This is a genomic window from Dactylosporangium sp. NPDC051087, from assembly GCF_055586325.1.
Map to the genome: position 1 here is coordinate 202,394 of NZ_JBVJIJ010000003.1, position 24,495 is coordinate 226,888.

The following is a 24,495-nucleotide window of genomic DNA, read 5'->3' on the forward strand; positions in this document are numbered from 1 at the left end:
CGCCACGGCGCGGCCGGTCCTGACAGGTCGCGCCGGTGGGGGGTCAGGCGGCGGAGGCGACGATCTCCCTGACGCCGGACTGGATGGTGGCCGGCGACGCGGTGTCGACCTTGGTGAAGGGGGCCGAGCCCGGATTGCCGCCGATCGCGACCTGCTTGACGGACGCGAACTTGGCGTAGCCCTCCAGCATCGCGGCGACCGGGGTCGGGCCGGCGGCGACGATGACGGCGCACTGCTGCACGCCGAGGGTGTTGTAGTACGACACGCCGTTCGCGGCGGTCTGTGGGCCGGTGATCGCGAGGTGCTGCACCTTGATCAGGGTGGCCGTGGAGGCTTCCTGCATGCCGGCCCAGGCGGCCTTCGCGGTCGCGCCGTTGAGGCCTTCCTCGTCGGTGAGCAGGCACGCGGTGGACGCCTTGTAGTGGCGCTCGCGGGGTGGTGGCGGCGGGTCGTCGGGCCAGAGCAGCCAGCCGGCGAAGCCGGCGGCGACCACGAGCACGACGGCCGCCGCGGCGATGCGGCGGCCTCGGGTGAACCAGGGCATGGGCGGCGTCCTTCCCCGTGACTGGGCGCCAGGTCGGCACGACGATAGCGGCCCGGCCGACGCTGCGGAAGACCCCAAGATCCGAGTTCGCCCAACGGCGCAGACAACGGAATGTGCTGCGGTAAAGATGCCTCAAGCAGACATTGGTGGATCTTTGCACTGACGATCTCGAATGCCTTGTGCGCATGATCATGCGCATGCACACTGCTCCCGTCATCTTGCTGGTAACGGGGAGATTCTCTTGAGCAGTCCCTCTGCGATCGATGCTGCGCGCCCTCCGGCGGGTCGTCGCGCGTCTCGTGTCACCGGACGTATCGGCGTCGTCGCCGTCGTCGCCATGCTGCTCAGCCTCGGTGTCCCGGCAGGAGTCGTGGAGCACGGCGACGGCTTCCCGCTGTCGTGGGTGACCGACTGGTTCGCGCAGCGGCCGTCCTGGGCGAAGGAGGACCCGAAGCTGCCGCAGCAGCTGGAGGGCACCGGCGTGCCGTCCAGCCACTACGTTGACTCGCCGGTCGTGCGCGACGACGGCAAGCCGACGCCGAAGGCGAAGGGCGAGCTGGCCCGCTACAAGCCGCAGCAGCTGGCCGCGCAGGTACGCGACACCGGCAAGACCGACAAGGGCTTCGACCTCAAGACCAGCAAGCGGGTCGCGGGGATGGCGACCGCGAAGTCGGACACGTTCCAGAACGCCGACGGTTCCTACACGCGGCGGGTGTACCGGGAGCCGGTGAACTTCAAGGCGGCCGACGGGGTCTGGACGCCGATCGACAGCAAGCTGGCGCTGGACAGCGGCAAGCGGCCGAAGGCGACCGCGAACGCGTTGCAGGTGAGCTTCGCGGCCGGCTCGCCGCAGCGCTTCGACACCGACGGCACCGTGCTGAGCCGGTCCGCGGCGGTGGCCGGCGACGACCTGTTCCGGATGACGGTGGCGCCCGGCGCGGAGCTGGCGTACTCGCTGCAGGGCGCGGTGCTCAACACCGCCACGGTCGACGGTCAGGTCGCCCGCTACCGCAACGTGTTCCCGCGGGTCGACCTGGAGATGGGCGCGCTGTCCGGCGGGGCGAAGGAGACCCTGCTGCTGCGCGCGGCCGACGTCCCCACCGAGTACGTGTACCCGCTGCGGCTCAAGGGCCTCACCGCCCGTATCGGCGCCGGCGGCGCGGTCGAGTTCGTCGACGCCAAGGGCGCGGTCGCCGCGACGACGCCGGTCGGCTACCTGGAGGACGCCGCGGTCGACGCGTCGGGTGCCGGCGCGATGTCGCACGACGTGCGCTACGAGATCGTCACCGTCGACGGCGCGCCGGCGATCAAGATGAGCATCGACGGTGCCTGGCTGCGGGCGCCGGAGCGCAGGTTCCCGGTCAAGCTGGACCCGACCACGTCCACCACCTGGGCCGACACGTACGGGCTGTCGTCGTCGTCCACCACGAACTACGCGACCGTGGACAACGTCGCCGTCGGCACCTGGAACGCCGGTGGGCAGAAGGCCCGCGCGTTCCTCAACTTCGACGGCTTCCCCGCCTCGGTCGCCGGGCTGAAGATCGACTCGGCGCGGCTGAACCTGTTCATGTCCTATGCCGGCGACGGCGGCACCTGCGTCGGGCGCCGCTACGACGTCAGCGCCGTCACCGCCGCGTGGAGCGCCCCCTCGCTGACCTGGGCGAACATGCCCGGCTACGGCGCCTCGATCGGCTGGGACCAGCCCTACAGCACCGCGGCCTGCAACAACACCGCCGCGACGCGCAACGTGGGCGTGTGGTCCCCGTCAATCCTGAACAACCAGACGATGATCGACTGGGCGACCACCGGCGGCTACACCGGCCTCGCGGTCTGGGCGTCGGAGAGCGACAGCGAGAGCTGGAAGCGGTTCACCTCGTCGGAGCCGAACCTCATCTGCAACCATGCGACGTTCGGCGCGATCCAGTGCGACCCGTTCATCGACGTCACGTACAGCCCGAACCTGGCGCCGCAGATCACCGCCCGGTACCCGGCGTCGAACCAGGCGGTCAACACGCTCACCCCGGAGTTCGCGGCGAGCGGCCGGGACAACGACACGTACCCGAACAAGGGGCTGCGCTACCGGTTCTTCCTCTACGACGACAAGGGCAACCAGTTCCTGACGTCGCCGTGGACGAACGGCACCTGGAAGCCGCCGGTCGGCACCCTGTCGTGGGGCAAGGTCTACATGTACGCGGTGCAGGTCGACGACTACTCCAGCAGCGCACCCGCGGTCCCTGAGGTGTGGGCGTTCTCCACCCAGGTGCCGCAGCCGGCGGTGACCTCGTCGCTGGCGCAGAACGGCGGCAAGGGCTTCGAGCCCAGCGCCGGCAACTACACCACGAAGGACACCGACGCCCAGATCGCGGTCGCCGGCCCGGCGCTGTCGATCAACCGGGAGTACAACAGCCTCGACGTGCGCGACACCTCCGGCTTCGGCCGCGGCTGGTCGTCCATCGTGGACATGCAGGTCCGCGAGAACGTCGACGCCGACGGGGTGCTGCAGACCGCGACGATCCGCTACCCGAACGGCCAGGAGGTGTCCTTCGGCCGGAACAACGACGGCAAGTGGGTGCCGCCGTCCGGCCGGTACTCCATCTTCGAGCCGGTCACCGGCGGCTACAAGCTGACCGACAAGGACACCACCAGCTACGAGTTCACCAAGTCGGTGTCGACCGGCCTGTACGGCGTCACCAAGGTCACCGATGCGAACGCGCGGTCGCTGTCGTTCACGTACGACACCAACAACCGGATCACGCTGATCAAGTCGGACGCCTCGAACCGGAAGCTGACCCTGGGCTGGAACATCCCGGCCGGGTCGACCTACGCGCACGTGGCGTCGGTGACCACGGATCTGGCCGACCCGCTGGTGTCGACCAGCGCGCTGGTGTGGAACTACACCTACACGGCCGACAAGCTGATGAAGGTGTGCCCGCCCGGCACCACCACCCTGTGCACCGCGTACGAGTACCGCGCCCTTGCGCAGCACGCGAACACCGTGCTCAACCACGGCCCGTACTCGTTCTGGCGGCTCAACGAGAGCACCGGCACCGTGGCGAAGAGCTCGGTGCTGTCCAACGACGGCACCGACGACGCCGTCTACACCAGCCCGGGCCTCGGGGTCACCGGCCCGCTGAGCGACTCGACCTCCACCGCCACCCAGTTCAACGGCACCAGCAGCACGGTGAAGCTGCCGGTCAAGCAGGCGAACGAGAGCTCGTACCAATCGATCAGCATGTGGTTCAAGACGTCGACCGCGATGGGCGTGCTGTTCTCCTACCAGAAGGACGCGGTCACCCCGGGCGTCGCGGTCACCGGCGGCTACGTGCCGGCGCTCTACATCGACAACACCGGCAAGCTGCGCGGGCAGCTGTGGAACGGCAACCCGGGCACCACGCTGGTCTCGCCGAGCGTCGTCAACAACAACGTCTGGCACCACGTCGCGCTGGTCGGCAACGGCGGCGGCCAGCAGCTGTTCCTCGACGGCGCGCAGGTCGACAGCCTGCCCGGCGCGATCACCCTGCACACGGTGGACCTGCCGAACGTCTACGTCGGCGGCGGCATCATCGGCGGCGGCTGGCCGGCGCAGAACTACACCGCCGCGCCCGCCGCGAACTTCTTCACCGGCACGATCGCCGACGTCGCGTACTTCAACAAGCCGCTGACGGCCGCCACCGTCAGCAGCCTGTACACGTCGAAGTCCTCCTCGTCGGCGATGACGAAGATCACCAGCAGCGCCGGCCGGGTCCGGGCCAACGTCGCCTACGACACCGTCACCGGCCGGGTCAACCAGGTCACCGACGAGGTCGGCGGCGTGTGGAAGGTCAGCAACCCGACGAACAGCGGCTCCAGTCAGGTGTACGTGTCCGCGGTGCTCGGCACGCAGCCGCGCGAGTACTACCGCTTCGCCGACACCACCGCCCCGCCCGCGCCGGTCAGCCAGGTCATCGGCGTGAACCCGGGCGCCTACAACAACGTCACGTTCGACACGACACAGCCGAACACGACCAGCCCGTTCGCCGACTCGTTCGGTGCCGGCTTCAACGGCACCACCTCCAACGTGCGGGTGTCGGAGAGCTTCGAGTTCAACCCCGGGCAGACCGGGCCGAAGACCGTCGAGCTGTGGTTCAAGATCCCGGCCGGCTGGTCGTCCAGCGGCGTGCTCTACTCCTACCAGGCGGGCACCCTGGCCGAGGACCCGACCACCTGGACCCCGGCGCTGTACGTCGGCGGCGACGGCAAGCTCCGCGGCAGCTTCTGGTACGGCTCGGTCAACCCGATCACGTCCAGCACCGCGGTCAACGACGGCAACTGGCACCACGTCGTGCTCAGCGCCACCGACGTGTGGGACCAGACCGACTCGCAGTCGTTGTACCTGGACAACGTGCTCGTCGGCAAGCAGAGCGGCGAGAAGTGGATCACGACCGAGCAGGGCTACGCCTACGTCGGCGCCGGCAAGACGCTGTTCTGGCCGAGCTCCACCAGCAACGTCAGCTACTTCAAGGGCAACATCGCCGAGTTCGCGTTCTACGAGTCGGCGCTCACCGCGGCGCAGGTCGACTCGCACTACAAGGCGCGGCAGAGCGCGCTCTCGCCGCCCGGCGTGTCGGTGCTGACCCCGGTCACCTCGATCACCATCACCGACCCGGGCAACAAGCCGGCCACCAAGGTCTTCGACACGCTCAACGGCAACCGGCTCATCGCCAGCACCGACACCCTGGGCAACACCACGTCCTACGGTTACGACGTCGGCGGCTTCGTCTCCGTCGTCTACGACCCGCTCGGCCGCAAGACCGAGACCGGCAAGGACTACCGCGGCAACACGGTGCGCACCACCACGTGCTACTTCGACCCGCTGATGGGCGACTGCCAGACCACGTTCTACAAGTACTACCCGGACCCTGATCCGTACCCGAACCCGTTGACCCCGAGCCCCCTGAACGACCAGCTGAAGGAGATCACCCCGCCGGAGTCGTCCCAGCGCCACTTCGAGTCGTTGTCGACCACGTTCGAGTACGACGCGCAGGGCAACCGGACGAAGGTGACGACGCCGCCGGTCATCGGGTTCGACGCCGGCCGGTCCACGGTCACCACGTACACCACGGCGAGCACCGCCGCGCTGCCCAGCGGCGTGACCCCGCCGGGCCTGCCGTTCACGGTGACGTCCGCCGGCGGCAAGCAGCAGAAGACGGAGTACAACACCGCCGGTGACGTCGCCCGCATCACCGACCCCGCGGGGCTGAAGACCGAGTTCAAGTACGACAATCTGGGCCGGGTCGTCGAGAAGAAGATGATCTCGACCGCGTACCCGTCGGGCCAGGTCACCACGTACAAGTACGACGGCGACGGCCAGCTGACCGAGGCGGTCGAGCCGGTCTCCGTCGACAAGGTCACCGGCGCCACGCACTCGGCGAAGACCGTCGACGTGTACGACGCCGACGGCAACGTGCTCACCCGGACCATCACCGACGCCACCGGCGGCGACGCGGCCCGCGGCATGACGAACGAGTACAACACCCGCGGCCAGCTGGTGAAGACCGTCGACGCGACCGGCTCGGTGTCGATCTTCTCCTACGACGCCTACGGGCAGCAGAACAAGGTCGTCGAGTGCAACAGCAACCCGGCGCCCGCGACCGCCTGCCCGGCAGCGGACGTCCTGCGCACCACCACGCACACCTTCGACGCCGAGGGTCACCTGCTGACCACCACCCTCACCGGCAAGGACGGGGTCAGCACCAGGCTCACGCTCAACACGTACTACAAGGACGGTGCGATCGCGTCGGAGACCGACGCGATGAACTGGACCACCAACTACGCGTACTTCAACGACGGCAAGCTCAAGAAGGTCTCCCGCACCGACGGCACCAAGACGTACGTGGTCAAGGAGTACACGTACGACCTGGCCGGCAACCCGATGACCCAGAAGGAGAACAACGGGGCGCTGGAGACCAGGTTCCAGTACGACGCGGTCGGCCGGGTCCAGTCCGAGAGCCGCAACGTCGCCGGCCTCGACCGGATCACCAACTACGTCTACGACGCCGACGACAGGGTGATCACCACCCGGGAGAGCATCGCCGACTCGTACAACAGCGCGGTGCCCACGGTGCTCAGGACCGTGCAGAACACCTATGACCCGATGGGCCGGATGCTGACCGAGAGCATCAGCACCGCCAGCGCCTCGACCCCCGTCGGCTGGTGGAGATTCAACGAAACCGCGGCGTCGGACCAGTACTTCTACTCCGCCGACGCGTCCGCCTCGGCGAACCACATCCACAACGAGGGCCCGGTCGCGGTCGGAGGCGGGCAGGCCACGTTCCTGGGCGGCATGCTCTCGGGGGCCTCGGCGGTGGACACGTCGCAGTCCTACTCGATCTCGGCCTGGGTCAACCAGTCCGACCTCAACGGCGACCAGACCGTGGTCGGCCAGGCCGCCGAGAACAATCAGGCCTTCCACCTGCAGTACAGCCAGTCCATCGGCAGATGGCGGTTCATCTCGCCGGGCACAGACTCCGCCTCCCCGTCGGCCTACTACGCCGCGACGTCACCGAACACCGGCACGACGGGCAGCTGGGTCCACCTGGTCGCGGTGTTCGACGCCAACACCAAGGTGATGTCGCTCTACGCCAACAACGTCAAGGGCGCCGACGGCAACAACCCCACCCCGTTCAACGCGATCCGCGGGATCGGCGTCGGCGGCATCTGGTCCAACGGACCCGCCAACCTGTTCCACGGCTCGATCGACAACGTGCAGATCTACCAGCGGGCCCTGTCCGCGACGGACGTCGGCACCCTGTGGAAGGCCGGCGCGGGCCGCACCGACGACGCCCTCACCGCCGGCAGCGGCCTGCTGACCACCACGTACACGGTGGACAACCGGGGCCTGACCACCGCGGTGAAGGACCCCCGCAACAACACCACCAACTACGAGTACGACGAGGCGGGCCGCCTGGCCAAGGTCCTCGCCCCGACCGTCTCCACCGAGACCCTCGCCGGCGGCGTGGTCTCCATGCGCCCGATGACCCTCACCGGCTACAACACCTTCGGCGACGTGGTCGAGGAGCAGGACCAGCTCGGCCGGGTGGTGCAGACCAGGGTCGACGCCGCGGGCCGCCCCACCCAGGTGATCCTGCCCGACTACACCCCACCGGGCGGCACCCTGATCACGGGCGCCAGCAGCAGCACCGTCTACGACAAGCTCGGCCAGGTCTACTCGACCACCGACCCGCGCAACAAGACGACGCTGTACGAGTACGACAACTTCGGCAACCCGACCAAGGTCACCGGCCCCACCGGCAAAATCACGACGGCCAAGTTCGACAAGCTCGGCAACCAGATCGAGGGTGTCGACCCGACTGGCGGGAAGAACGCCGCGACCTACGACTACATGGGTCGCAAGCTCACCACCAGCACCGTCGTGCGTCAGCCCAGCACGGTCACGAACACGACCACATACGAGTACGGCACCGGGCTGTACGGCGACACCGCCGACGCCGGCCCGTGGCTGCGCAAGACCACGTCCCCCGCCGGTGTCATCACCACGATGACGTACAACAACGCCGGCGAGCGGCTGACCATCACCGACGCCGCCAACAACACGATGAGCACCGAATACGACGGTCTCGGTCAGGCCGTGAAGCTCATCCGTCCTGACGGCACGAAGCAGACCACGCTGTACGACGGCGCCGGCCGCGTCACGCGGGTGCAGGAGCTGGACCCGGCGAACGCGGTCCTGAAGACGGATTCGGTCGGCTACGACAACAACGGCAACGTCACCTCGATCAAGGACGCCCGCAACACCACCACGACGATGGTGTACGACGCCCTGAACCGGGTCACCAGCCAGGTCCAGCCGACGGTGGGCTCCACCACGTTCACCACATCGTTTGCCTACGACCCCACCGGCAACCCCACCAGGTTCACGGATGGCCGCGGCAACGCATTCTGGACCACCTACAATTCCTGGAGTCTGCCTGAGTCGCAGGTCGAGCCCTCGACCACGGCGCACCCCGCGGACGCGGACCGCACCTTCACCGCCGCGTACGACGTGGCGGGCCGGCTGGTCAAGCAGACATCGCCGGGTGGTGTGTCGATCACCAACACCTATGACGACCTCAACCGCCTGACCGGCCAGACCGGTGCCGGTGCCGAGGCCACCACTGCGGCCCGTTCGTTCGGTTACGACGACGCCGGTCGCGTCACCACAATGTCCGTGCCGGGCGGCACGAACACCATCACCTACGACGACCGTGGTCTGCCGCTGACGATCAGCGGACCGGCCGACAGCAACACCTTCACCTACACCAAGGACGGCAGGACCGCCTCGCGGACGGACGCGGCCGGCGCCACGTCGTTCACTTACGACACCTCCGGCCGGATCAAGACCGCGGCGAACGCCACGACCGGCATCAACGTGCTCGTCGACTACAACGCCAACTCGCAGCCCTCGAAGCTGACGTACGGCACGAACGGCAACGCCCGGACGCTGACGTACGACGGCCTGCAACGGCTCAAGACAGACACATTGAAGACCTCCAACGGGGCTACGACGCTCGGGTCGATCACCTACGGCTACGACGCCAACGGCAACGAGACGTCGAAGGTGACGACTGGCGTCGCCGGGGCATCGTCCAACACGTACACCTACGACCTGGCGAACCGGCTCACCGGCTGGACCGTCGGTTCCACCACGACGACCTACGCTTACGACGCCTCCGGCAACCGGACCCAGGCCGGCGCGAAGACCTTTACCTACGATCAGCGCAACCGGCTCATGTCGCAGAGCGGCGGCATCAGCTACGTCTACTCCCCGCGCGGCACGTTGAAGCAGACCACCAACGGCGGGGTCTACAACACCACCGCCGACGCGTTCGATCAGGTGATCACGCAGCAGGCCGCCGGTGGCACGAGCACCTATACCTACGACGCAAAGGGCCGGGTCGTCAGGCCCGGGTTCAAGTACAGCGCCCTGGGCAACGACCTGGCGCAGGACCCGACCGCGACGTACACCCGTGACCCCGATGGTGGACTGATCGGTGAGGGCACCGGCGCGGGCGCTGGTTCGCGGTATGCGTGGCTGGACCAGCACGAGGACGTGGTCGGTCAGTTCACCGCGACCGGCACCACGTTGACCGGATCGGCGACCTACGACCCGCTCGGCAAGGTCACGGCCACCTCGGCGATGATCGGCAGCCTCGGATACCAGTCGGAGTGGACCGACTCCGTCACCGGCCGCGTCAACATGATGGCCCGCTGGTACAACACGGACACCGGCCAGTTCGACTCCCGCGACACCGCCAACAACAACCCGGTGCCTGCGTCGGTCAATGCCAACCGGTACCAGTACGGTGACGGCGGCCCGCTGACCACCACCGACCCGACCGGACACTTCGGCTGGTCGAGCGTCACGAGCGCCTGGAACAGCACCGTCAAAGCGGTGTCGAACCCGGTCGCCACCTTCAACACGGCCGTGTCCTACGCCAGCAGTGCCTACACCTACGTCGCTTCCGGTCAGGCGTGGCAGGACGTGAAGACCACGGCCAACAAGGCGTGGGACGCGGTCAAGGACACCACCGTCGTCAAGTGGGGCCGCGAGAAGGTCAACCAGGTCAAGGACAGCTACAACGCCGCCAAGAAGTGTCTGCAGTCCGGTGTCAGCAAGTGTGTGGACACCACGGTGAAGGCAGCGAAGAAGGCGGTCGTCGACAAGGTCACCAACACGATCAAAGCGATCAAGGAAGATCCCTGGAAGTTCGTCGCCACCGCGGCGGTCGGACTTGCCGCAGCGGTCGCTGTCGGCGCGCTGTGCGCCACAGGAATCGGCTGCCTGATCCTCGCGGGCGCAGTTGCCGGTGCGATGTCGGCCGGCGCGGGCTACATGGTCGATGTCGGCCGGGGCGACGCCGAGTTCTCCTGGAACGGCCTCGCCGACACCATGATCCGTGGTGGTCTCGACGGTGCGCTCAGCGCCGGTATCGACAAGTTCACCAAGCTGCCCAAGCTCGGCGGCAGGTCTCCGCGCGGCGGTGGCGGCGGCGATGCGCGCGCCTCCGGTGGCGGCGGCGGGTCACGCAGTCCTGGAGCGTCTTCATCCAGCGGTGCCAGGACCGGCCCGTCGAGCATGCCGGGCGCGAGCCGTCCGGCGCGTGCGAGCGGTGGCTCAGGCGGCGGTGGCCAGCGACCGGCCGGATACCAGGGTCAGCACCGCGCGCCGGAGAAGACCACCTGCCACAGCTTCGATCCCAGCACATTGGTGCTCCTGGCGGACGGGTCGGCCAAGCGCATCGACGAGGTCAAGGTCGGCGACGCGGTTGTCGCGACCGACCCGGAGACGGGTGAGACGCAGGAGCAGCCGGTCGAAGCGCTGCACCTGAACCAGGATGTGGATCTCACTGATCTCACGATCACGGTCGAGGACGCCACTCCGGCTGACGGGACCGACGGCGACGTCACGGCGACGATCCAGACGACATGGCGGCACCCGTTGTGGGACGTGACCGTCGGCAGCTGGGTAGACGCCGCAGACCTCGTGGCGGGACACCAGCTGCGGACCTCGGACGGTGACATTGCGACCGTCGCGTCCGTCCGCAACTACGTCGACACGAAGACGATGCACGACCTCACGGTCGCGACGGTCCACACGTACTACGTCGTCGCCGGTGGATCTCCGGTCCTGGTCCACAACTGCGGGGGCACCCACCCCGACGGACACTCCACGACCTGCACCTGCGCCAACGGTGGTCAGCCTCGGATGGCCGACGGCACGATGGGCCGTAACCCCCCGGGTACCCCGGAGCGGTTCAATCGCGAGAACCAGTACGGCGGCGGTTACAGCGAGGCCACGCACGACTACATGACCACGAACTTCACCGTGGAAGGCCTCATGATGGGCGGCGTCCCGAGGTTCCCGAACGGGGAGCGTATTCCCAGAAACATGCTCACTTGGTTCGACTACCAGGGAAACTTCATCCCGCTGGGCGAGCAGACCTACGACCACTGGCCGGTCGGAGTCGGTGAGCACTGGAACAACGGGGGAAACAACATGAGCTGGGCGGGCCGCCGTGCCTTCTACGACAACATCGCCAACCTGCGCGTGATGCGGGGGCCCGGTGTCGGCGGCAACTTCTCTCTGGGTGGTCAAAGATTCGATCAGACGACCGGGCCGAACTACACCCCGTGACCTCGGCCGCGGCGGGGGATGTGCGCGTCACGTCCCCTGCCGCGCCGGATCGTGCTGCAATGATGCAGTTCGCCGATCGTCTCGACGCACAGGAGCACGCCATGACGGACCTGCCCGCGCTCCTACGCGCGAGTGTCCCCATCGCCGAGCCCGCTGCCGGTATCGACAATGTCTGGACCTGGTCCTACATCCGGTTTCACTTCTTCGCGGCGTTGAGCTGGGACGAGCGGTTCTTCTACCGCATCTCGGTCACGGGCGAGGTTGATGAGACGCTGCTCTGGAGCATGGTCCGGCTGCTGCGGGACCGGCGGGCCGACCCCGGCGACGCGCTGGTCACGGTCGTCGAGGGGCTGGATGTGCCCGGGTATCCGTTCGACACCGTCGTGGTGCTCGGCCGGCAGGTGTACCACTACGACGTGGCCGGGATCCCGGAGATCGTGCCGTTCTCGTACGTGACGTTCCCGGCGGTGTCGTGTGAGTTCTCCGGACACGAGACGCGGGACGAGGCGGAGCACCGGGTGACGCGGATGATGTCGGTGGGAGAGCTACGGCGGCCGGTGTCGCCGTTTCTCAAGCTGGCGTACCGCAACGACGCGCGAGGCAGCGCGACCCGGGGCGCGGAGCGAGTGTTCCACCATTACAGGGAACTCGTCGCCAAGATCGAAGCGCTCGAAGGCAACCCGGACGCCTGGGTCGTGCTGGAGAACTCGGTCGGCCGGGCGTGGCGGGTGACCTGGGACGGGCAGTTCGCCGTGGCCGAGGAGCCGGCCGGGCCGGTCGTGCGGGTGGACCTGCCGGAGGCGCTGGGCCTGGTCCGGCAGGCGGTCTACCAGGAGACGCGCCCATCCTGAGGTCGCCGACGGGCCGTAACGAACGCGCGAGGTTGCTCGGCATCACCGCAATGGCTTTTGCTGGGGCCCTGCGGGTTCTGTATGGACGGTATTCGACAACTACTTCCGCCAAATTCGCAGTTGACAGTGCGGTTCCGGATCGATCAGGTATTTGACGAAGTGACCTTCTCCAGGAACTAGGTCAGGTATTCACGATGGGTGCAGATCGTTGTCGGGTCTGCACCCATCTTTTGCTGAGCATTGCGCGTCTGGCATCATCGCACGGTGACCGCCGGGCCGCCTGATCCGTCGAAGATTCTCAGTGCCACGGACTGGTCGAGCCTGGAGCAGGCGTATGGCCCGGCTTTCCCTGAAACGCCGGTCAAGCTCGCCGGTTTGGCCTCGGGCGACCCGGATTCCGTGCGGAGCGGGCTCAGTCACCTTGCCAACGCGCTGCTGCATCAGGGGACTGTGTTCTCCGCAACGGTGCCCGCCGTCCGGTATGTCGCCGGGCTTCTGGGTGATCCGGCAAGTAGCAGGTCCCTTCGTCCTGACTGGGAGGAGGGGAGGTATCCGCTTCGGGCGAAATTGCTGATCTGGTTGGCAAACGTGGCGAGCGAGGTCAGTGCAACGGCCGAGCGGCGAGTTCGATCCTGGGCCGGATTTTCCGACGACGTGGTACTTTCACTGTTTGAAGAAATTCGAGGGACATTTCCTGAGGTATACGCCGGCATATCCGCCTGTCTCGATGACGCCGATTCCGCGGTGCGCGAAGCTGCGCTACTCCTCGCGATGCTGCTCGTCGACCATCCAGATCTGATCTCGCGTCGTGAGGCGCTGATGCCGTCGGTGCGGCAGCTGCTGGCCACCAGTGCTGAGGGGACGAGCCGGCGAGCCGCGATCACGGCGCTCGCGGCCTGGGGAGCGAGCGTCGACGCGCGCAGCGCAGAAGTTTGGTCGAACCCGATCGACGAGGATGTGTGGACCGACCCATGGGAGCCGACCGACGGGCCGGACAACGAGCCGCCGTTCTGACGCAGACCGGCGCGCCCGACAACAACAGCGACTGGGACCGCAACGCAATGCTGCGCCGGTTGTCGGGGCAGCTGCGTGAGCCGGTTTCGCGGCCGCACGCCGCCGTACTCGCCTCGCCGAGCGGCCGGAGCTCGCGGGGCACGAGGTCCGTCCGCTGGTCGAGCCGCCCGGCAGCTCCCGCCGGGCCTGGGCGAGATCCTGTACGTGACGTTCCCGGCGGTGTCGTGTGAGTTCTCCGGACACGAGACGCGGGACGAGGCGGAGTACCGGTGACGAGGATGATGTCGGTGGGAGAGCTGCGGTGCATTCGATTGCGTCGGCTGAGCAGATCCTGAGGGACCTCGGGGGATTCGGCCGCCATGAGGTTGCCGCACCCGCGGTGGATCGGGTGGTTGCCGCGATCGGCAGCGTCGGCGGCGTGGGGTTCGACCTGCCCGATATGGCCGGGGTCGACGGCTTCCTGTTCGAGTACGGGGCGTACGGCCTGATGTCCGAGCCGGAGTTCAGCATCGGTTTTGTCAGGCAGTTCGAAGAGGTGGGTGACGACGGCGAGCACGACGGGTTCGTGCAGCTGCGCTGTGAATTCAGCTATGCGCTGGATCCTGGGCTGGCCGGCATCCGTCCGCACATCTCGTGGTGGTTTCCGGAGGACGACCTGTCGTTCGAGCAGTGGCACACCGCGGCTGCCGAGGATCCCGTCTGGGACCTCGTCCGTGACCGGAGGCCGGCAGGTTTCCTGATCCACCAGGGACCGGTGTAGCGCGCCGGCGTCGGGGCGGTGCCAGGATGGCGGGGTGGAGCTTGAGGCGCTGCTGCCAGTGGTGAACCGGTCGCCGGTGGACTACCGGCGGGCGGCCGAGGACCCGCGGCTCGACCCGGAGGGGTTGTCGACGCTCGCCGGCAGCCCGTTCCCGTTCGTGCGGCTCGCGGTCGCCCGGCAGGACCGGGCCACCGCCGGTGCGTTGCTGCGCGTGCTGGACGGCGACTACAGCGACTGGGACCGCAACGCGGTGCTGCGGCTCGTCGCCGGGCATCCGCACGCCGACCGGGTCGTGCTCCTGGAGGTGCTGCGCCGGGTGTCGCGGCTGCTGCGTGAGCCGGTTTCGCGGCCGTACGTCGCCGTGCTGGCCCTCGCCGAGCGGCCGGAGCTCGCGGTCCATGAGGTCCGTCCGCTGGGCGAGCTGCCCGGCAGCTCCCGCCGCCTGCGGCGCCGCCTCGGCGGGATCCTGGCCGCCCGGGGTTCAGAGACCGATCAGGAGGAGAGGTCTGGATGATCCGGCCGGAAGTGCGTGCGTTCGTCAGCCTCGGACGACTGCCGTCGGAGGATCTTGAACCTGACGACGTCCTTGAGGTTCTTGTCAGGCGGGCCGGGGAGTTGCTGGACAGTGTTCCGCGCCCTGTGACAGACGAGGAGGCGCTCGCGTTGGCCGAGTGCTTCGGTGACGACGAGTGTTTCGGCCTGGCGCATACTCTGCGGCACACCATCGAGACTGCTCCGGCCGGGGAGTCCGACGGTGTCCGGCGGTGGCGTGAGCGAGCATTCGGCATCGTCGAATGACGACGCGTCCCGGTCTGCCCGACAGCTGTCATGTGGTGAACCAGGCACGCCAGCGGCGGGTGGGTCCAGGGTCGGTGAAGTCGACGATCGAGTGGCGCCGCAGGCCGTGCCGCGTCAGGGACTCCAGCTCCGCGCGGGTCAGCGGCCACGGCAGGTCGCCGGGTGGGTCGTGCTCGTCGCGGGCCACGGCCACGACGAGGAGTCGGCCGCCAGGCGCGACGAGGCCCGCCAGCGCGGCGATCGCGGCGCGCCGGGTCGGGCCGGTCAGCGCCTGCAGCGTGAACACCTCGACCACCAGGTCGAACGCCTGCGCCCACTCGGCCGGTGGGGCGAGCAGGTCGGCGGTGACGTAGTCGACGGGCGAGGCGGGGAAGCGGCGGCGGGCCATCGCCACCGCGGTCGGGGCGATGTCGAACGCGACCGTGCGCGGGCCGAGCGCCGCGACGTGCTCGGCGTCGTCGCCCAGCCCGCAGCCGACCACGGCGGCGCGGCCCGTCCACACCCCGCCCGCCAGGGCGGACACCAGCCGCGGGTTCGGGGCGCGGGCCGCCCACGGGATGCCCGTCGTGCCGCGGTCGGCGGCGGCGTACAGCGTCTCGAACCAGCCGGTGTCGTCGCCCCGGGCGATCGCGTCCGCCGCGAGCCGGCGCGCGTACGACCAGGCGGCGTCCATCACGGTCCCTCGACGGGGCGGCCGAACGTGACCGCCTCCCGCACGACGACGGGGGTGGCGTCGTGCATGGGCCGGTCCGGGCGGGCGCCGAGCGCGTCGTTGACGGTCGAGAACGCCAGCCGCAGCGCCAGGAACACGGTCATCGTGAAGACCTGCGAGTCGGTGAACCCGGCGTCGCGCAGCCGCTGCACGTCCTCGGCGGTGGTCGCGTTCGGGTCGCGGGCGACCTTCCGGGCCCAGTCGGCCATCGCCCGCTCGGCCGGGCTCAGCCCGGCGTCGGTGCCGGTGAGCACCCCGGCGGCGGTCTCCGGACCGCTGAGCTGCGCCAGTTTCCGGCCCCACGCCAGGGCGCAGTAGGCGTCGCCGTACGCCGACGCGCACGCCGTGACGAGGATGCCGCGCTGCCGCAGCGTGAGCCGGTCGGTGGCGTTGGCCTTGCCCATCAGGTCGAACAGGCCGGTCATCGTCTCCGGCTGGTAGGCCCACAGGCGGGAGCAGTTCATCACGAAGCCCAGCTCGTCGATGTCGTCGTCGAACAGGCGCTGCGCCTCGGCGGTGGTGTCGGGTGCGGCGAGAAAACCGGCGTCGTCCATGCCGACCATCCTCGCCGCGGAAGGATCGCCGGACATCCGTGCGGACCACGGAACGTCCTACGGATACGGACAAGTGCAGAATGCCCAGATGGGGTTTGAGCGGCTGGCCGCCGCGGGCGTCACCGGCCGCGAGGCGGAGGTGCTGCGGGCGGTCGGGGAGCGGTTGCGCAACCGGGAGATCGCCGAGCGGCTGCACCTGTCCGTGCGCACCGTGGAGAGCCACGTCGCGGCCCTGCTCCGCAAGCTCGCCGTCGCCGACCGGGCCGCGCTCGTGGAGGCCGGTGCCGCGCTGCGCCGCCCGCCCCGCGGCACGCCGTCGCTGCCCGCGCCGCTGACCACCCTCGTCGGCCGGGAACGCGAGACCGCCGAGGTCGCCGCCCTGCTGGCCGGGCACCGGCTGGTGACGCTCATCGGCCCCGGCGGGGTCGGCAAGACGCGGCTCGCGGTCCAGGTGGGCACCGGCGGCTTCGACGGCGGCGTCCGGCTCGCGGACCTGGCACCGGTCACCCCGGATCTCGTCGGCGACGTCGTCGCGCGGGCGTTGGGTGTCGTACCGGAGCCGGGCTGGTCACTGACGGACATCCTCGGCGACGCCGCGGCCGGCATGTCGGGGCTGCTGCTCGTCGACAACTGCGAACACGTGGTGGAGTCCGCCGCCGACGTCGTCGCCACGCTGCTGCGCGCCGGCGGCCCGCTGCGGGTCCTCGCGACCAGCCGGGAGCCGCTCGGCGTGCCGGGTGAGGTGACGTACCCCGTCGACCCGCTCGCGGTGCCGGTGGCGGGCGCCGCCACGACCGCGGGCGACATCGAGGACACCGCCGCCGTGCGGCTGTTCGTCGACCGGGCCGCGACCGCCGCGCCAGGTTTCGCGCTCACCGACGCCATCGCCCCGGCCGTCGCCGCCCTCTGCCAGCGGGTCGACGGTCTGCCCCTCGCGATCGAGCTGGCCGCGTCGCGGCTGCGCACGTTCAGCCCGGTCGAGCTCGTCGAGCACCTCGACCAGCGCTTCGACCTGCTGTCCGGGGGCGCCCGGACCGCCGGGCCCCGGCACCGCACGCTGCGCAGCGCCATCGACTGGAGCTACGAGCTGCTCGAGGACGACGAACGTGCCCTGTTCGACCGGCTCGGCGTCTTCCCCGCCGACTTCGACTTCGCCGCCGTGCGGGCCGTGCACCCCGACCAGGCCGTCGTCCGGGTCCTGCCGAAGCTGGTCGACAAGTCGCTGGTGTCGACCGTCGGCGGGGACGTCCGGCGGTACCGGATGCTGGAGACCATCCGGTCCTACGCCGCGGAACGCCTCGCGGCCGGCGACGGCGAGCACGACGCGCGCCGCCGGCACGCCGCGCACTACATCGCCTGGACCGAACGCGCCGCCGAGGGGCTCAGGCACGCCGAGCAGGGGACGTGGCTGCGGCGCATGTCGGCGGAGCAGCCGAACGTGCGCGCCGCGTTCTCGTACAGTGCGGACATCCGCGACCCGGAGCAGGCATGGCGCTGCATCGGCGCCCTGGAACGCTTCTGGGACCTCACGGGGCAGCGCCGCGAGGCGTTGGAGTGGATTCAGCGGACCCTCGCGCTCGGCGACCCGGCGCCCGCGCCCGCGGCCGTCGCCGGGCTCGCCGCGGCGAGCGCCCTGCTGCACCCGAGCGACTCCGGCACCGCCTTCGACCTCGCCGTGCGGGCGCAGCGGCTGGCGGCCGGCCACGACGCACCGGCCCGGGCGGTGGCCGCCCGCGCCGTCGGGATGAGCTCGCCGTGGATCCGGCCGGAGCTGACCCGTCCGGCGCTGCTCGACGCGCTGACCGGCTTCGCCGACGACCACGTCTGGGACCGCGCGCTCACCATGCAGGGCCTCGTCCTCGGCTCCCCGGCGCTCAGCGACGCGCTGCGGTGGGGCCACGACAGCGTGACCCTGTTCCGCCGGGCGGGCGACCACGTGTACGCGGCCAACACCCTCTTCATGATGGCGCAGCGGGCCATGTCCGCCGGCGCCACCGGCGACGAGATCCACGCCTGGCTCACCGAGAGCCGCGCCATGGCCGCGTCGGCGGGCAGCGAGGCGGACATCGCGCACGCCGACGTGGGCCTCGCCCAGTGGTCGTGGGTGCGCGGCGCGCACGACGAGGCCGCCGGCCGCATGCGGGACGTCCTGCCGGCGCTGCGCCGCCTCGGCGACCGGCGCTGCGCGGGCCGGGCCCTGTTCGTCCTCGGCGAGCGGGCCCGCCGCGGCGGCGACCTGCCCGGCGCCGAGGAGCAGCTGCGCGCCGCCGCGGAGGCGGTCCTCGTCGCCGGCCAGTCCGTCGTGCTCGTGCAGGCCCTGGAAGCGCTCGCCGCGGTCGCCGCCGCCCAGGACCGGCCGGTCGCCGCGGCGGTGCTCCTCGGCGCCGCCCAGGGCCGCCGCGACGCGGTCGGCACCCACCTGGCGCCCGTCCAGCCGCCGGACGAACACCTGCGCTCGCTGCTGGTGCGGTCCCTGGGCCCGGCCGGCTTCGACGCCGCCTACACGTCCGGCCTGTCCGGCCCGCCCGCCGCCGCCCTGCGGCAGGGTGGCATCGACGATGCATGATGGGTGGCGTGGCTGACACGGCGAAACGGGTGGGGTTGTTCGTGGCGGCCGCGGTGTGGGCGCTGCTGGCGACCGTCTGCGTCGTGTTCCTGATCGGGCCGCGGGTGCTGGCCGCCGCCGGGGTCGGACCGGCGGCCGGGACGGTGGCGGTCGGCTCGTGCTCCGAGGCGACCAGCGCCGACGGCTTCGCCGACGGTCACCGGTGCACCGGGGTCCTCACCCGCACGGGCGAGCGGCAGCCGGCCGGGACGGTGACGTTCCGGTCGAGCGGCATGCACCGCGGCGGTGACTTCGAGGTCCGGGTCGCGGGCGGCGAGTACACCGAGGCGTACGCCGGCGGCGTCCTGGACTTCGCGTGGTGGGGGCTGCTGATCGCCGCGCTGGGGTGGCCGCCGCTCGCGTGGCTGATCGTGCGGGGCCGAAGGGACCACTCCACGGTCGACGAGCTCGTCTTCGGCCAGCTGGGCGTGATCGTCGTGGTGCTCGTGCTCGGGCTGCCGATGACGATGTTCGGCTGACGGACCGGTCACGCGTCGCGTCTGGTGAACAGCAGGCCGCCGAGGAGCAGGGCGGCGGCCGCGTAGGCGGCGAGCACCGCGAGGTCCGCGGTCATCGGCGCGAGCCGCTGCACCCGGTGCAGGGCAGTGTCCGGCATCGGGACCAGGAGCGTCACCAGGTACGGGACGTAGAGGAGCACGACCATGGCGCCGATGGCCGCGCCGGCGTGCCGGACCGCGGTGGCCACGCCCAGCGCCAGCAGGGCGACCAGGGTCAGGTACGCAACCGTCCCGGCGGCCGCGTGCGGCCCGAGGCCGGCGGCGACCCCGCGCCGGGACAGCAGCGCCGGGCCGGCGAGCATCGTGGCGGCCGTGCCGAGGGTCGCGGCGAGCAGGACCGTCGCGCCGAGGACGGCGGCCTTCGCGGTGAAGACGGTGACCCGGCGCGGGTGCATGGCCAGGGTCGTGCGCAGCAGCCGCGGGTGGAACTCGCCGCAGATCAGGGCGGCGGCGAGGGCGACGGCGGCGAGCTGCGCGAAGTGGGTGCCCGACAGGAGCAGCACGGTCGGGGCGCGGTCCGGCCGGTCGGTGACCATGATGACGGCCGCCGCGCCGGCGAGCGGGAGCCCGGCGACCGCCGCCGTCGACCAGACGTTGGACGGCAGGGTGCGCAGCTTGGTCCACTCGGCGCGCAGCGCGCGGGTCACGCGTCCCGCCTTCGCAGCAGCCAGTACGCGGCGCCGAGCGCGACGGCGGTGTACCCGCACAGCACCGCGAAACCCGTCCACGGCCCGGTGACCGTGTCGTTGGACCCGGGCGGGAACGTCACCGACTGCACGATCGACGTGCCCGCGACCGGCGTGAACCGCCGCAGCCAGCCGTCGCCCTGCGCGGAGCTGCCGGCGACGACGATCGGGACGACCACCAGCAGGGTCAGCAGCGTGGTGACGGCACCGGCGGTGCGCCGCACGACGGTACCGACGGCGAGGCTGAACAGGGCGATGAGCGCGAGATAGCCCGCGGCGCCGGCGATCGCCCGCACGACGACCGGGTCGGCGAGCGCGGGCTCCGGGTAGACCGGCGGGCCGAAGCCGTTGCGGTCCTGCAGGGGCTGGGTGACGAGGAAACACAGCACGCCGGTCGCCAGGCCGGTGAGGAACACGACGCCGCCGAGCACCACCGCCTTCGCGGCGAGCACGACGCCGCGACGCGGCTGCACGGCGAACGTCGTGCCGATGGTGCGGGTCCGGTACTCCGCCGTGACGGCGAGGGCGCCGAGCGCGACGGCGCCGACGATGCCGAGCTGCACGCCGAACAGACTGTCCTTCACCCGGTCGAAGTCGGCCAGGTCGATGCCGCCCATGCCGGCCCGGCCGATGTCGCCGCCGCCCCGGATCGTCACCGACGCGTCGCCGGTCCAGACGCTGCCGCCCGGCAGGATCTCCAGGTAGGGCAGGCCCGTGTCCAGCGGCGGCGGCGCCGGCCGCAGGCCCCGCGGCGTCACGTCGGTGTCCTGCCAGCCGTCCCGGTCCGGGGTGGCGCCGCCGACGGTGACGTGGTCGAACATCGCCTCGCCGATCGTCGGGTCGTACCGCCTGTACTCGCCGCCGGAGAACTCGGTGAAGCGCACGTACGGCGGCGAACCGACGAACAACCCGGCCCGCGCCGCGACGGGCAGCTCGGCGACGGTCACCGTGCCGACGTCGTGCCAGGTGGCGCCGTCGGCGGACTCGGCGCCGGTGAACGTCTGCCCGCTGCGGGTCAGCCGCAGCCAGCGGTCGCCGGTGGCGCCCGGCCGGCGCAGCTCCGTCGTGGCGTTGCCCTGCAGCAGCACGCCGTGCTCCGGGGTGACCATGAGCGCGACGTACGGCGCGCCGCTCACGTCGCTCGCCTTGACCATGACGCCGGCCTTCGCCCAGCCGCCGCTGGGGGCCTGCGCGGACACGCGGGCGGTCACGGTCCCGTCACCGGTCATCGGCCGGTGGACGAAGTGGAACTGGTCGACGGTGAGCACGCCCTGGTTGACGGTGCTCTCGCTGAGCGACGCCGACAGCAGGCCGAGGAACAGCGTCAGCGCCGCCATCGCCAGCAGCGCCAGCCCGGTGCTGCGCACCGACCGCAGCTTGGTCCACTCCGCCCGCAGCGCCCGAATCATGCCGGGGCCGCGAACGTCGTGTGGGCGCGGGTCATCTCCATGTACACGTCCTCCAGGGAGGCGCGGTGCCCGCCGACGCCGGAGAACGGCACGCCACCGGCGGTCAGCGCGGCCACGACCCGTTCGGCGTCCAGGCCGGCGACCGTCACCGTCTCCGGTCCGGTGACGGTGACCGTGGCGCCCGCGTTGGCGAGCACGTCGACGGCCCCGGCGCGGTCCCTGGTCCTGACCTCCACCAGGCCGCCCGACGCCGCGTCCAGCAGCTCCCGCACGCTCGCGTCGGCGAGGAGCCGGCCGCGGCCGATGACGACCAGATGGTCGGCGGTGTCCTGCAGCTCGCCCATCAGATGGCTGGAGACCAGCACCGTGCGGCCCTCCGCGGCGAGGGACCGCAGCAGCCCCCGGATCCACGCGACGCCGTCCGGGTCGAGACCGTTGACCGGCTCGTCGAGGATCAGCACCGCGGGGTCGCCGAGCAGCGCGCCGGCGATGCCCAGGCGTTGCCGCATGCCGAGGGAGTAGCCGCCGACCCGGTCGCGGGCGACCGACGCCAGCCCGACCTGCTCCAGGACGGCGTCGACGCGGCTTCGGGGGATCCCTGTGTACCGCGCCATCCACAGCAGATGGTCCGACGCGCGCCGGCCCGGGTGGACCGCCTCGGCGTCCAGCAGCGCGCCGACCGTGCGGGCCGGCTCCCGCAACGTGCGGTAGCGCCGGCCGCCGATGAGTGCCTCGCCCCCGTCGGGCCGGTCGAGCGCGAGCATGACCCGCATGGTGGTCGACTTGCCCGCACCGTTGGGACCGACGAACCCGGTGACCTTCCCCGGCCGCACCGTGAAGCTCAGCCCGTCGACCGCCACGGTGCCGCCGTACCGTTTCGTCAGGTCGCGCACCTCGATGGCGATGTCCGGCATGACGTGACCGTATGGGACCGGGGCCGCCGCGCGCCGTCGCGGGCGCGAGCGAAATTCCGCGGCCGACCTCCCTCTCGCGGGGGACCGCACCGGGCGGAAGCTGCTCCATACTGACGGCGTGCGTCTGCCGAGGCTCCCCGACACCGTGGCGCCACACCTGCCCATGGTCGCCGCGGCCGGGCTGGGTACGCTCGGAGCGCTCGAGGCGGTGCTGGCCTCCGCCGACCGGTCGGCCGTCGCGCTGCTGGCCGCCGTCGCGCTCGCGCTGTGCGCCACCCTGCCGGTCGCCGCCGCCCGGGACCGTCCCGTCCTGGCGGCCGCGGCGGGCAGCGGCGCGACGCTGGCGGCGGCGGTGCTCGGGCCGCGCCCGGCGGTCGCCGCGCTGATCGCCCAGACGGTCCTGCTCCACCTGGTCGGTGCGCGGGCGCCGGGCCGGGTCGCGCTCCTGTTCGCCGTGCCGTACGCGGCGTATGCGATCGGGCACGCGGGCGTGCCCGGCACCCTCCTGCTGGTCGCGTCCGCGGCCGCGCTCGCGCTCGGCGCGCACACCCGGGCCGGCACCGAGTCGGCGGGCCGCGCCGTCGTCGACGGCGACCTGCACGGCATCACCCGCGCGTATGTGGTCCGCGACGAGCGGGCCCGCATCGCCCGCGAGCTGCACGACGTCGTCGCGCACCACATCTCGCTGCTGGCGGTGCAGGCGGACACCACCCGGCTGGCCACGCCCGGCCTGCCGGACGTCGCCGCGGCCCGGCTGCTCGCGATGGGCGACACGGCGCGCCTGGCGCTCACCGAGATGCGGCGGGTGCTCGGCGTGCTGCGCGACGACGCGGACGCCCCCGCCGCACTGCCGCAGCCGTGCCTCGCGGAGCTCGTCGACCTGGTGGACGAGGCGCGGGCGGCCGACGGGTCCCGCATCCACCTGGTCGTGCGCGGGCCGTACCGCCGGCTCGACGCGGGCCTGGAGGTCATCGCCTACCGCATCGTGCAGGAGGCGCTGACCAACGCGCGCAAGCACGCACCCGGCGCGGCCGTCGACGTCGGCATCACCTACGGCGCGGACCGCCTGGAGCTGTCGGTGTGGGACACCGGCGCCGCCGTCTCCAGGATGCCGGCGGCCTCCGGGTTCGGGCTCGTCGGGATGCGCGAGCGGGTGGCGATGGCCGGCGGCACCCTGCAGACGGCGCGGGGCCCGACCGGCGGGTTCGCCGTGCGGGCCGTCCTGCCGGTCCCGGCGGGGCGGCGATGAGCGGCGACGGTGTGGCGGTGCGGATCGTCGTCGCCGACGACCAGGAGGCGGTCCGCGCCGGGTTCGCGACTCTGCTCGACACCCAGCCGGACTTCACGGTCGTCGGCACCGCCGGGGACGGCGCGGCCGCGGTGCGGCTCTGCCGGGAGCTGCGCCCCGACCTGGTCCTCATGGACGTGCGGATGCCGGTCATGGGCGGCATCCAGGCCACCCGCGAGCTCCTGCACGGCGCCCGGCCCGGCCCGGCACCGCGGATCGTCATGCTCACCACCTTCGACCTCGACGAGTACGTCTACGACGCCCTCGACGCCGGCGCCAGCGGCTTCCTGCTCAAGGACATGGCCGCGGAGCGCCTGTTCGAGGCGGTGCGTGTGGTCGCGGCCGGCGAGGCGCTGCTGGCGCCGACCGTCACCCGCCGCCTCATCAGCGAGGTCAAACGCCTGCGCCCGGGCACCGCCCCCGCCAGGCTCCCGGCGCTGTCACCCCGGGAGACCGAGATCCTGCGCCTCATCGCCGAGGGCCTGTCCAACGCCGAGATCGCCGAGCGTCTCGTGGTGAGCACCGAGACCATCAAGACCCACGTCAGCCGCCTCCTCGCCAAACTCGCCGTCCGCGACCGCGTCCAGGCCGTCATCGCCGCTTACGAGTACGGCGTCGTGACCCCCCGCTCCGGCCGCTGAGCCGCGTGGCGGCCGAGGGTCGGGGCGG

General features: G+C 71.1%; 16 protein-coding genes. 10 read left to right on the forward strand and 6 right to left on the reverse strand.

Features of this window, described 5'->3' with window-relative positions:
• Window positions 1–43: 43 nt before the first annotated feature.
• Window positions 44–544: a hypothetical protein gene (locus ACZ6TV_RS07510; protein WP_465296331.1), complete on the reverse strand. Its 501-nt coding sequence runs from the start codon at window positions 542–544 to the stop codon at window positions 44–46.
• Window positions 545–881: 337 nt separating this feature from the next.
• On the opposite strand from ACZ6TV_RS07510, the gene ACZ6TV_RS07515 reads away from it, so the two are divergent.
• The 6 genes from ACZ6TV_RS07515 to ACZ6TV_RS07540 all read left to right on the forward strand — a co-directional run bounded on the left by ACZ6TV_RS07515 (window position 882) and on the right by ACZ6TV_RS07540 (window position 15,140).
• On the forward strand, window positions 882–11,717 hold the full coding sequence (locus ACZ6TV_RS07515; protein ID WP_465296332.1) for a LamG-like jellyroll fold domain-containing protein: 10,836 nt from the start codon (window positions 882–884) through the stop codon (window positions 11,715–11,717).
• Between the two features lie 59 nt (window positions 11,718–11,776).
• Window positions 11,777–12,568 (forward strand): hypothetical protein, encoded by a 792-nt coding sequence (locus tag ACZ6TV_RS07520; protein WP_465296333.1) that lies wholly within the window; start codon window positions 11,777–11,779, stop codon window positions 12,566–12,568.
• 264 nt (window positions 12,569–12,832) lie between these two features.
• Window positions 12,833–13,582 carry a hypothetical protein gene (locus ACZ6TV_RS07525; RefSeq protein WP_465296334.1) on the forward strand — a complete coding sequence of 250 codons (750 nt, stop codon included), beginning with the start codon at window positions 12,833–12,835 and terminating at the stop codon, window positions 13,580–13,582.
• 301 nt (window positions 13,583–13,883) lie between these two features.
• Window positions 13,884–14,342 (forward strand): hypothetical protein, encoded by a 459-nt coding sequence (locus ACZ6TV_RS07530; protein WP_465296335.1) that lies wholly within the window; start codon window positions 13,884–13,886, stop codon window positions 14,340–14,342.
• Window positions 14,343–14,376: 34 nt separating this feature from the next.
• Window positions 14,377–14,856 carry a hypothetical protein gene (locus tag ACZ6TV_RS07535; RefSeq protein WP_465296336.1) on the forward strand — a complete coding sequence of 160 codons (480 nt, stop codon included), beginning with the start codon at window positions 14,377–14,379 and terminating at the stop codon, window positions 14,854–14,856.
• The gene (locus tag ACZ6TV_RS07540; RefSeq protein WP_465296337.1) at window positions 14,853–15,140 is read left to right on the forward strand and encodes a hypothetical protein; all 288 of its coding nucleotides are present in this window, start codon (window positions 14,853–14,855) and stop codon (window positions 15,138–15,140) included. The genes ACZ6TV_RS07535 and ACZ6TV_RS07540 overlap by 4 nt, the downstream gene beginning before the upstream one ends.
• A 28-nt stretch (window positions 15,141–15,168) precedes the next feature.
• Here ACZ6TV_RS07540 and ACZ6TV_RS07545 read toward each other — a convergent pair whose 3' ends face one another.
• Together ACZ6TV_RS07545 and ACZ6TV_RS07550 are read right to left on the reverse strand one after the other, a co-directional pair.
• Window positions 15,169–15,813, reverse strand: coding sequence for a class I SAM-dependent methyltransferase (locus ACZ6TV_RS07545; RefSeq protein WP_465296338.1), 645 nt, complete (start codon window positions 15,811–15,813; stop codon window positions 15,169–15,171).
• Window positions 15,813–16,406, reverse strand: a complete 594-nt coding sequence (locus tag ACZ6TV_RS07550; protein ID WP_465296339.1) for a carboxymuconolactone decarboxylase family protein — start codon at window positions 16,404–16,406, stop codon at window positions 15,813–15,815. The genes ACZ6TV_RS07545 and ACZ6TV_RS07550 overlap by 1 nt, the downstream gene beginning before the upstream one ends.
• A gap of 88 nt (window positions 16,407–16,494) precedes the next feature.
• Here ACZ6TV_RS07550 and ACZ6TV_RS07555 point away from each other — a divergent pair, with 88 nt between their 5' ends.
• The gene (locus tag ACZ6TV_RS07555) at window positions 16,495–18,972 is read left to right on the forward strand and encodes an ATP-binding protein (RefSeq protein ID WP_465296340.1); all 2,478 of its coding nucleotides are present in this window, start codon (window positions 16,495–16,497) and stop codon (window positions 18,970–18,972) included.
• Between the two features lie 8 nt (window positions 18,973–18,980).
• Entirely contained in the window at window positions 18,981–19,490 is a 510-nt protein-coding gene (locus ACZ6TV_RS07560; RefSeq protein WP_465296341.1) for a hypothetical protein, read from the forward strand.
• A gap of 8 nt (window positions 19,491–19,498) precedes the next feature.
• Here ACZ6TV_RS07560 and ACZ6TV_RS07565 read toward each other — a convergent pair whose 3' ends face one another.
• The 3 genes from ACZ6TV_RS07565 to ACZ6TV_RS07575 are packed head-to-tail and all read right to left on the reverse strand — an operon-like array spanning window position 19,499 to window position 22,538.
• On the reverse strand, window positions 19,499–20,176 hold the full coding sequence (locus ACZ6TV_RS07565; RefSeq protein WP_465296342.1) for a hypothetical protein: 678 nt from the start codon (window positions 20,174–20,176) through the stop codon (window positions 19,499–19,501).
• Window positions 20,173–21,582, reverse strand: a complete 1,410-nt coding sequence (locus ACZ6TV_RS07570) for a hypothetical protein (protein WP_465296343.1) — start codon at window positions 21,580–21,582, stop codon at window positions 20,173–20,175. Before ACZ6TV_RS07570 ends, ACZ6TV_RS07565 begins: the two co-directional genes overlap by 4 nt.
• Window positions 21,583–21,620: 38 nt before the next feature.
• Window positions 21,621–22,538 carry an ABC transporter ATP-binding protein gene (locus ACZ6TV_RS07575; protein WP_465296344.1) on the reverse strand — a complete coding sequence of 306 codons (918 nt, stop codon included), beginning with the start codon at window positions 22,536–22,538 and terminating at the stop codon, window positions 21,621–21,623.
• Window positions 22,539–22,656: 118 nt separating this feature from the next.
• On the opposite strand from ACZ6TV_RS07575, the gene ACZ6TV_RS07580 reads away from it, so the two are divergent.
• Both ACZ6TV_RS07580 and ACZ6TV_RS07585 read left to right on the forward strand, forming a co-directional pair.
• Window positions 22,657–23,787 carry a sensor histidine kinase gene (locus ACZ6TV_RS07580; RefSeq protein ID WP_465296345.1) on the forward strand — a complete coding sequence of 377 codons (1,131 nt, stop codon included), beginning with the start codon at window positions 22,657–22,659 and terminating at the stop codon, window positions 23,785–23,787.
• Window positions 23,784–24,467: a response regulator gene (locus ACZ6TV_RS07585; RefSeq protein WP_465296346.1), complete on the forward strand. Its 684-nt coding sequence runs from the start codon at window positions 23,784–23,786 to the stop codon at window positions 24,465–24,467. Before ACZ6TV_RS07580 ends, ACZ6TV_RS07585 begins: the two co-directional genes overlap by 4 nt.
• Window positions 24,468–24,495: the final 28 nt, after the last annotated feature.

Bases quoted from the DNA above. Each gene is read 5' to 3' on its own strand.
- ACZ6TV_RS07510 (WP_465296331.1), bottom strand. From the start codon at position 544: ATGCCCTGGTTCACCCGAGGCCGCCGCATCGCCGCGGCGGCCGTCGTG.
- ACZ6TV_RS07515 (WP_465296332.1), top strand. From the start codon at position 882: ATGCTGCTCAGCCTCGGTGTCCCGGCAGGAGTCGTGGAGCACGGCGAC.
- ACZ6TV_RS07520 (WP_465296333.1), top strand. From the start codon at position 11,777: ATGATGCAGTTCGCCGATCGTCTCGACGCACAGGAGCACGCCATGACG.
- ACZ6TV_RS07540 (WP_465296337.1), top strand. From the start codon at position 14,853: ATGATCCGGCCGGAAGTGCGTGCGTTCGTCAGCCTCGGACGACTGCCG.
- ACZ6TV_RS07545 (WP_465296338.1), bottom strand. From the start codon at position 15,813: ATGGACGCCGCCTGGTCGTACGCGCGCCGGCTCGCGGCGGACGCGATC.
- ACZ6TV_RS07550 (WP_465296339.1), bottom strand. From the start codon at position 16,406: ATGGACGACGCCGGTTTTCTCGCCGCACCCGACACCACCGCCGAGGCG.
- ACZ6TV_RS07555 (WP_465296340.1), top strand. From the start codon at position 16,495: ATGGGGTTTGAGCGGCTGGCCGCCGCGGGCGTCACCGGCCGCGAGGCG.
- ACZ6TV_RS07575 (WP_465296344.1), bottom strand. From the start codon at position 22,538: ATGCCGGACATCGCCATCGAGGTGCGCGACCTGACGAAACGGTACGGC.
- ACZ6TV_RS07585 (WP_465296346.1), top strand. From the start codon at position 23,784: ATGAGCGGCGACGGTGTGGCGGTGCGGATCGTCGTCGCCGACGACCAG.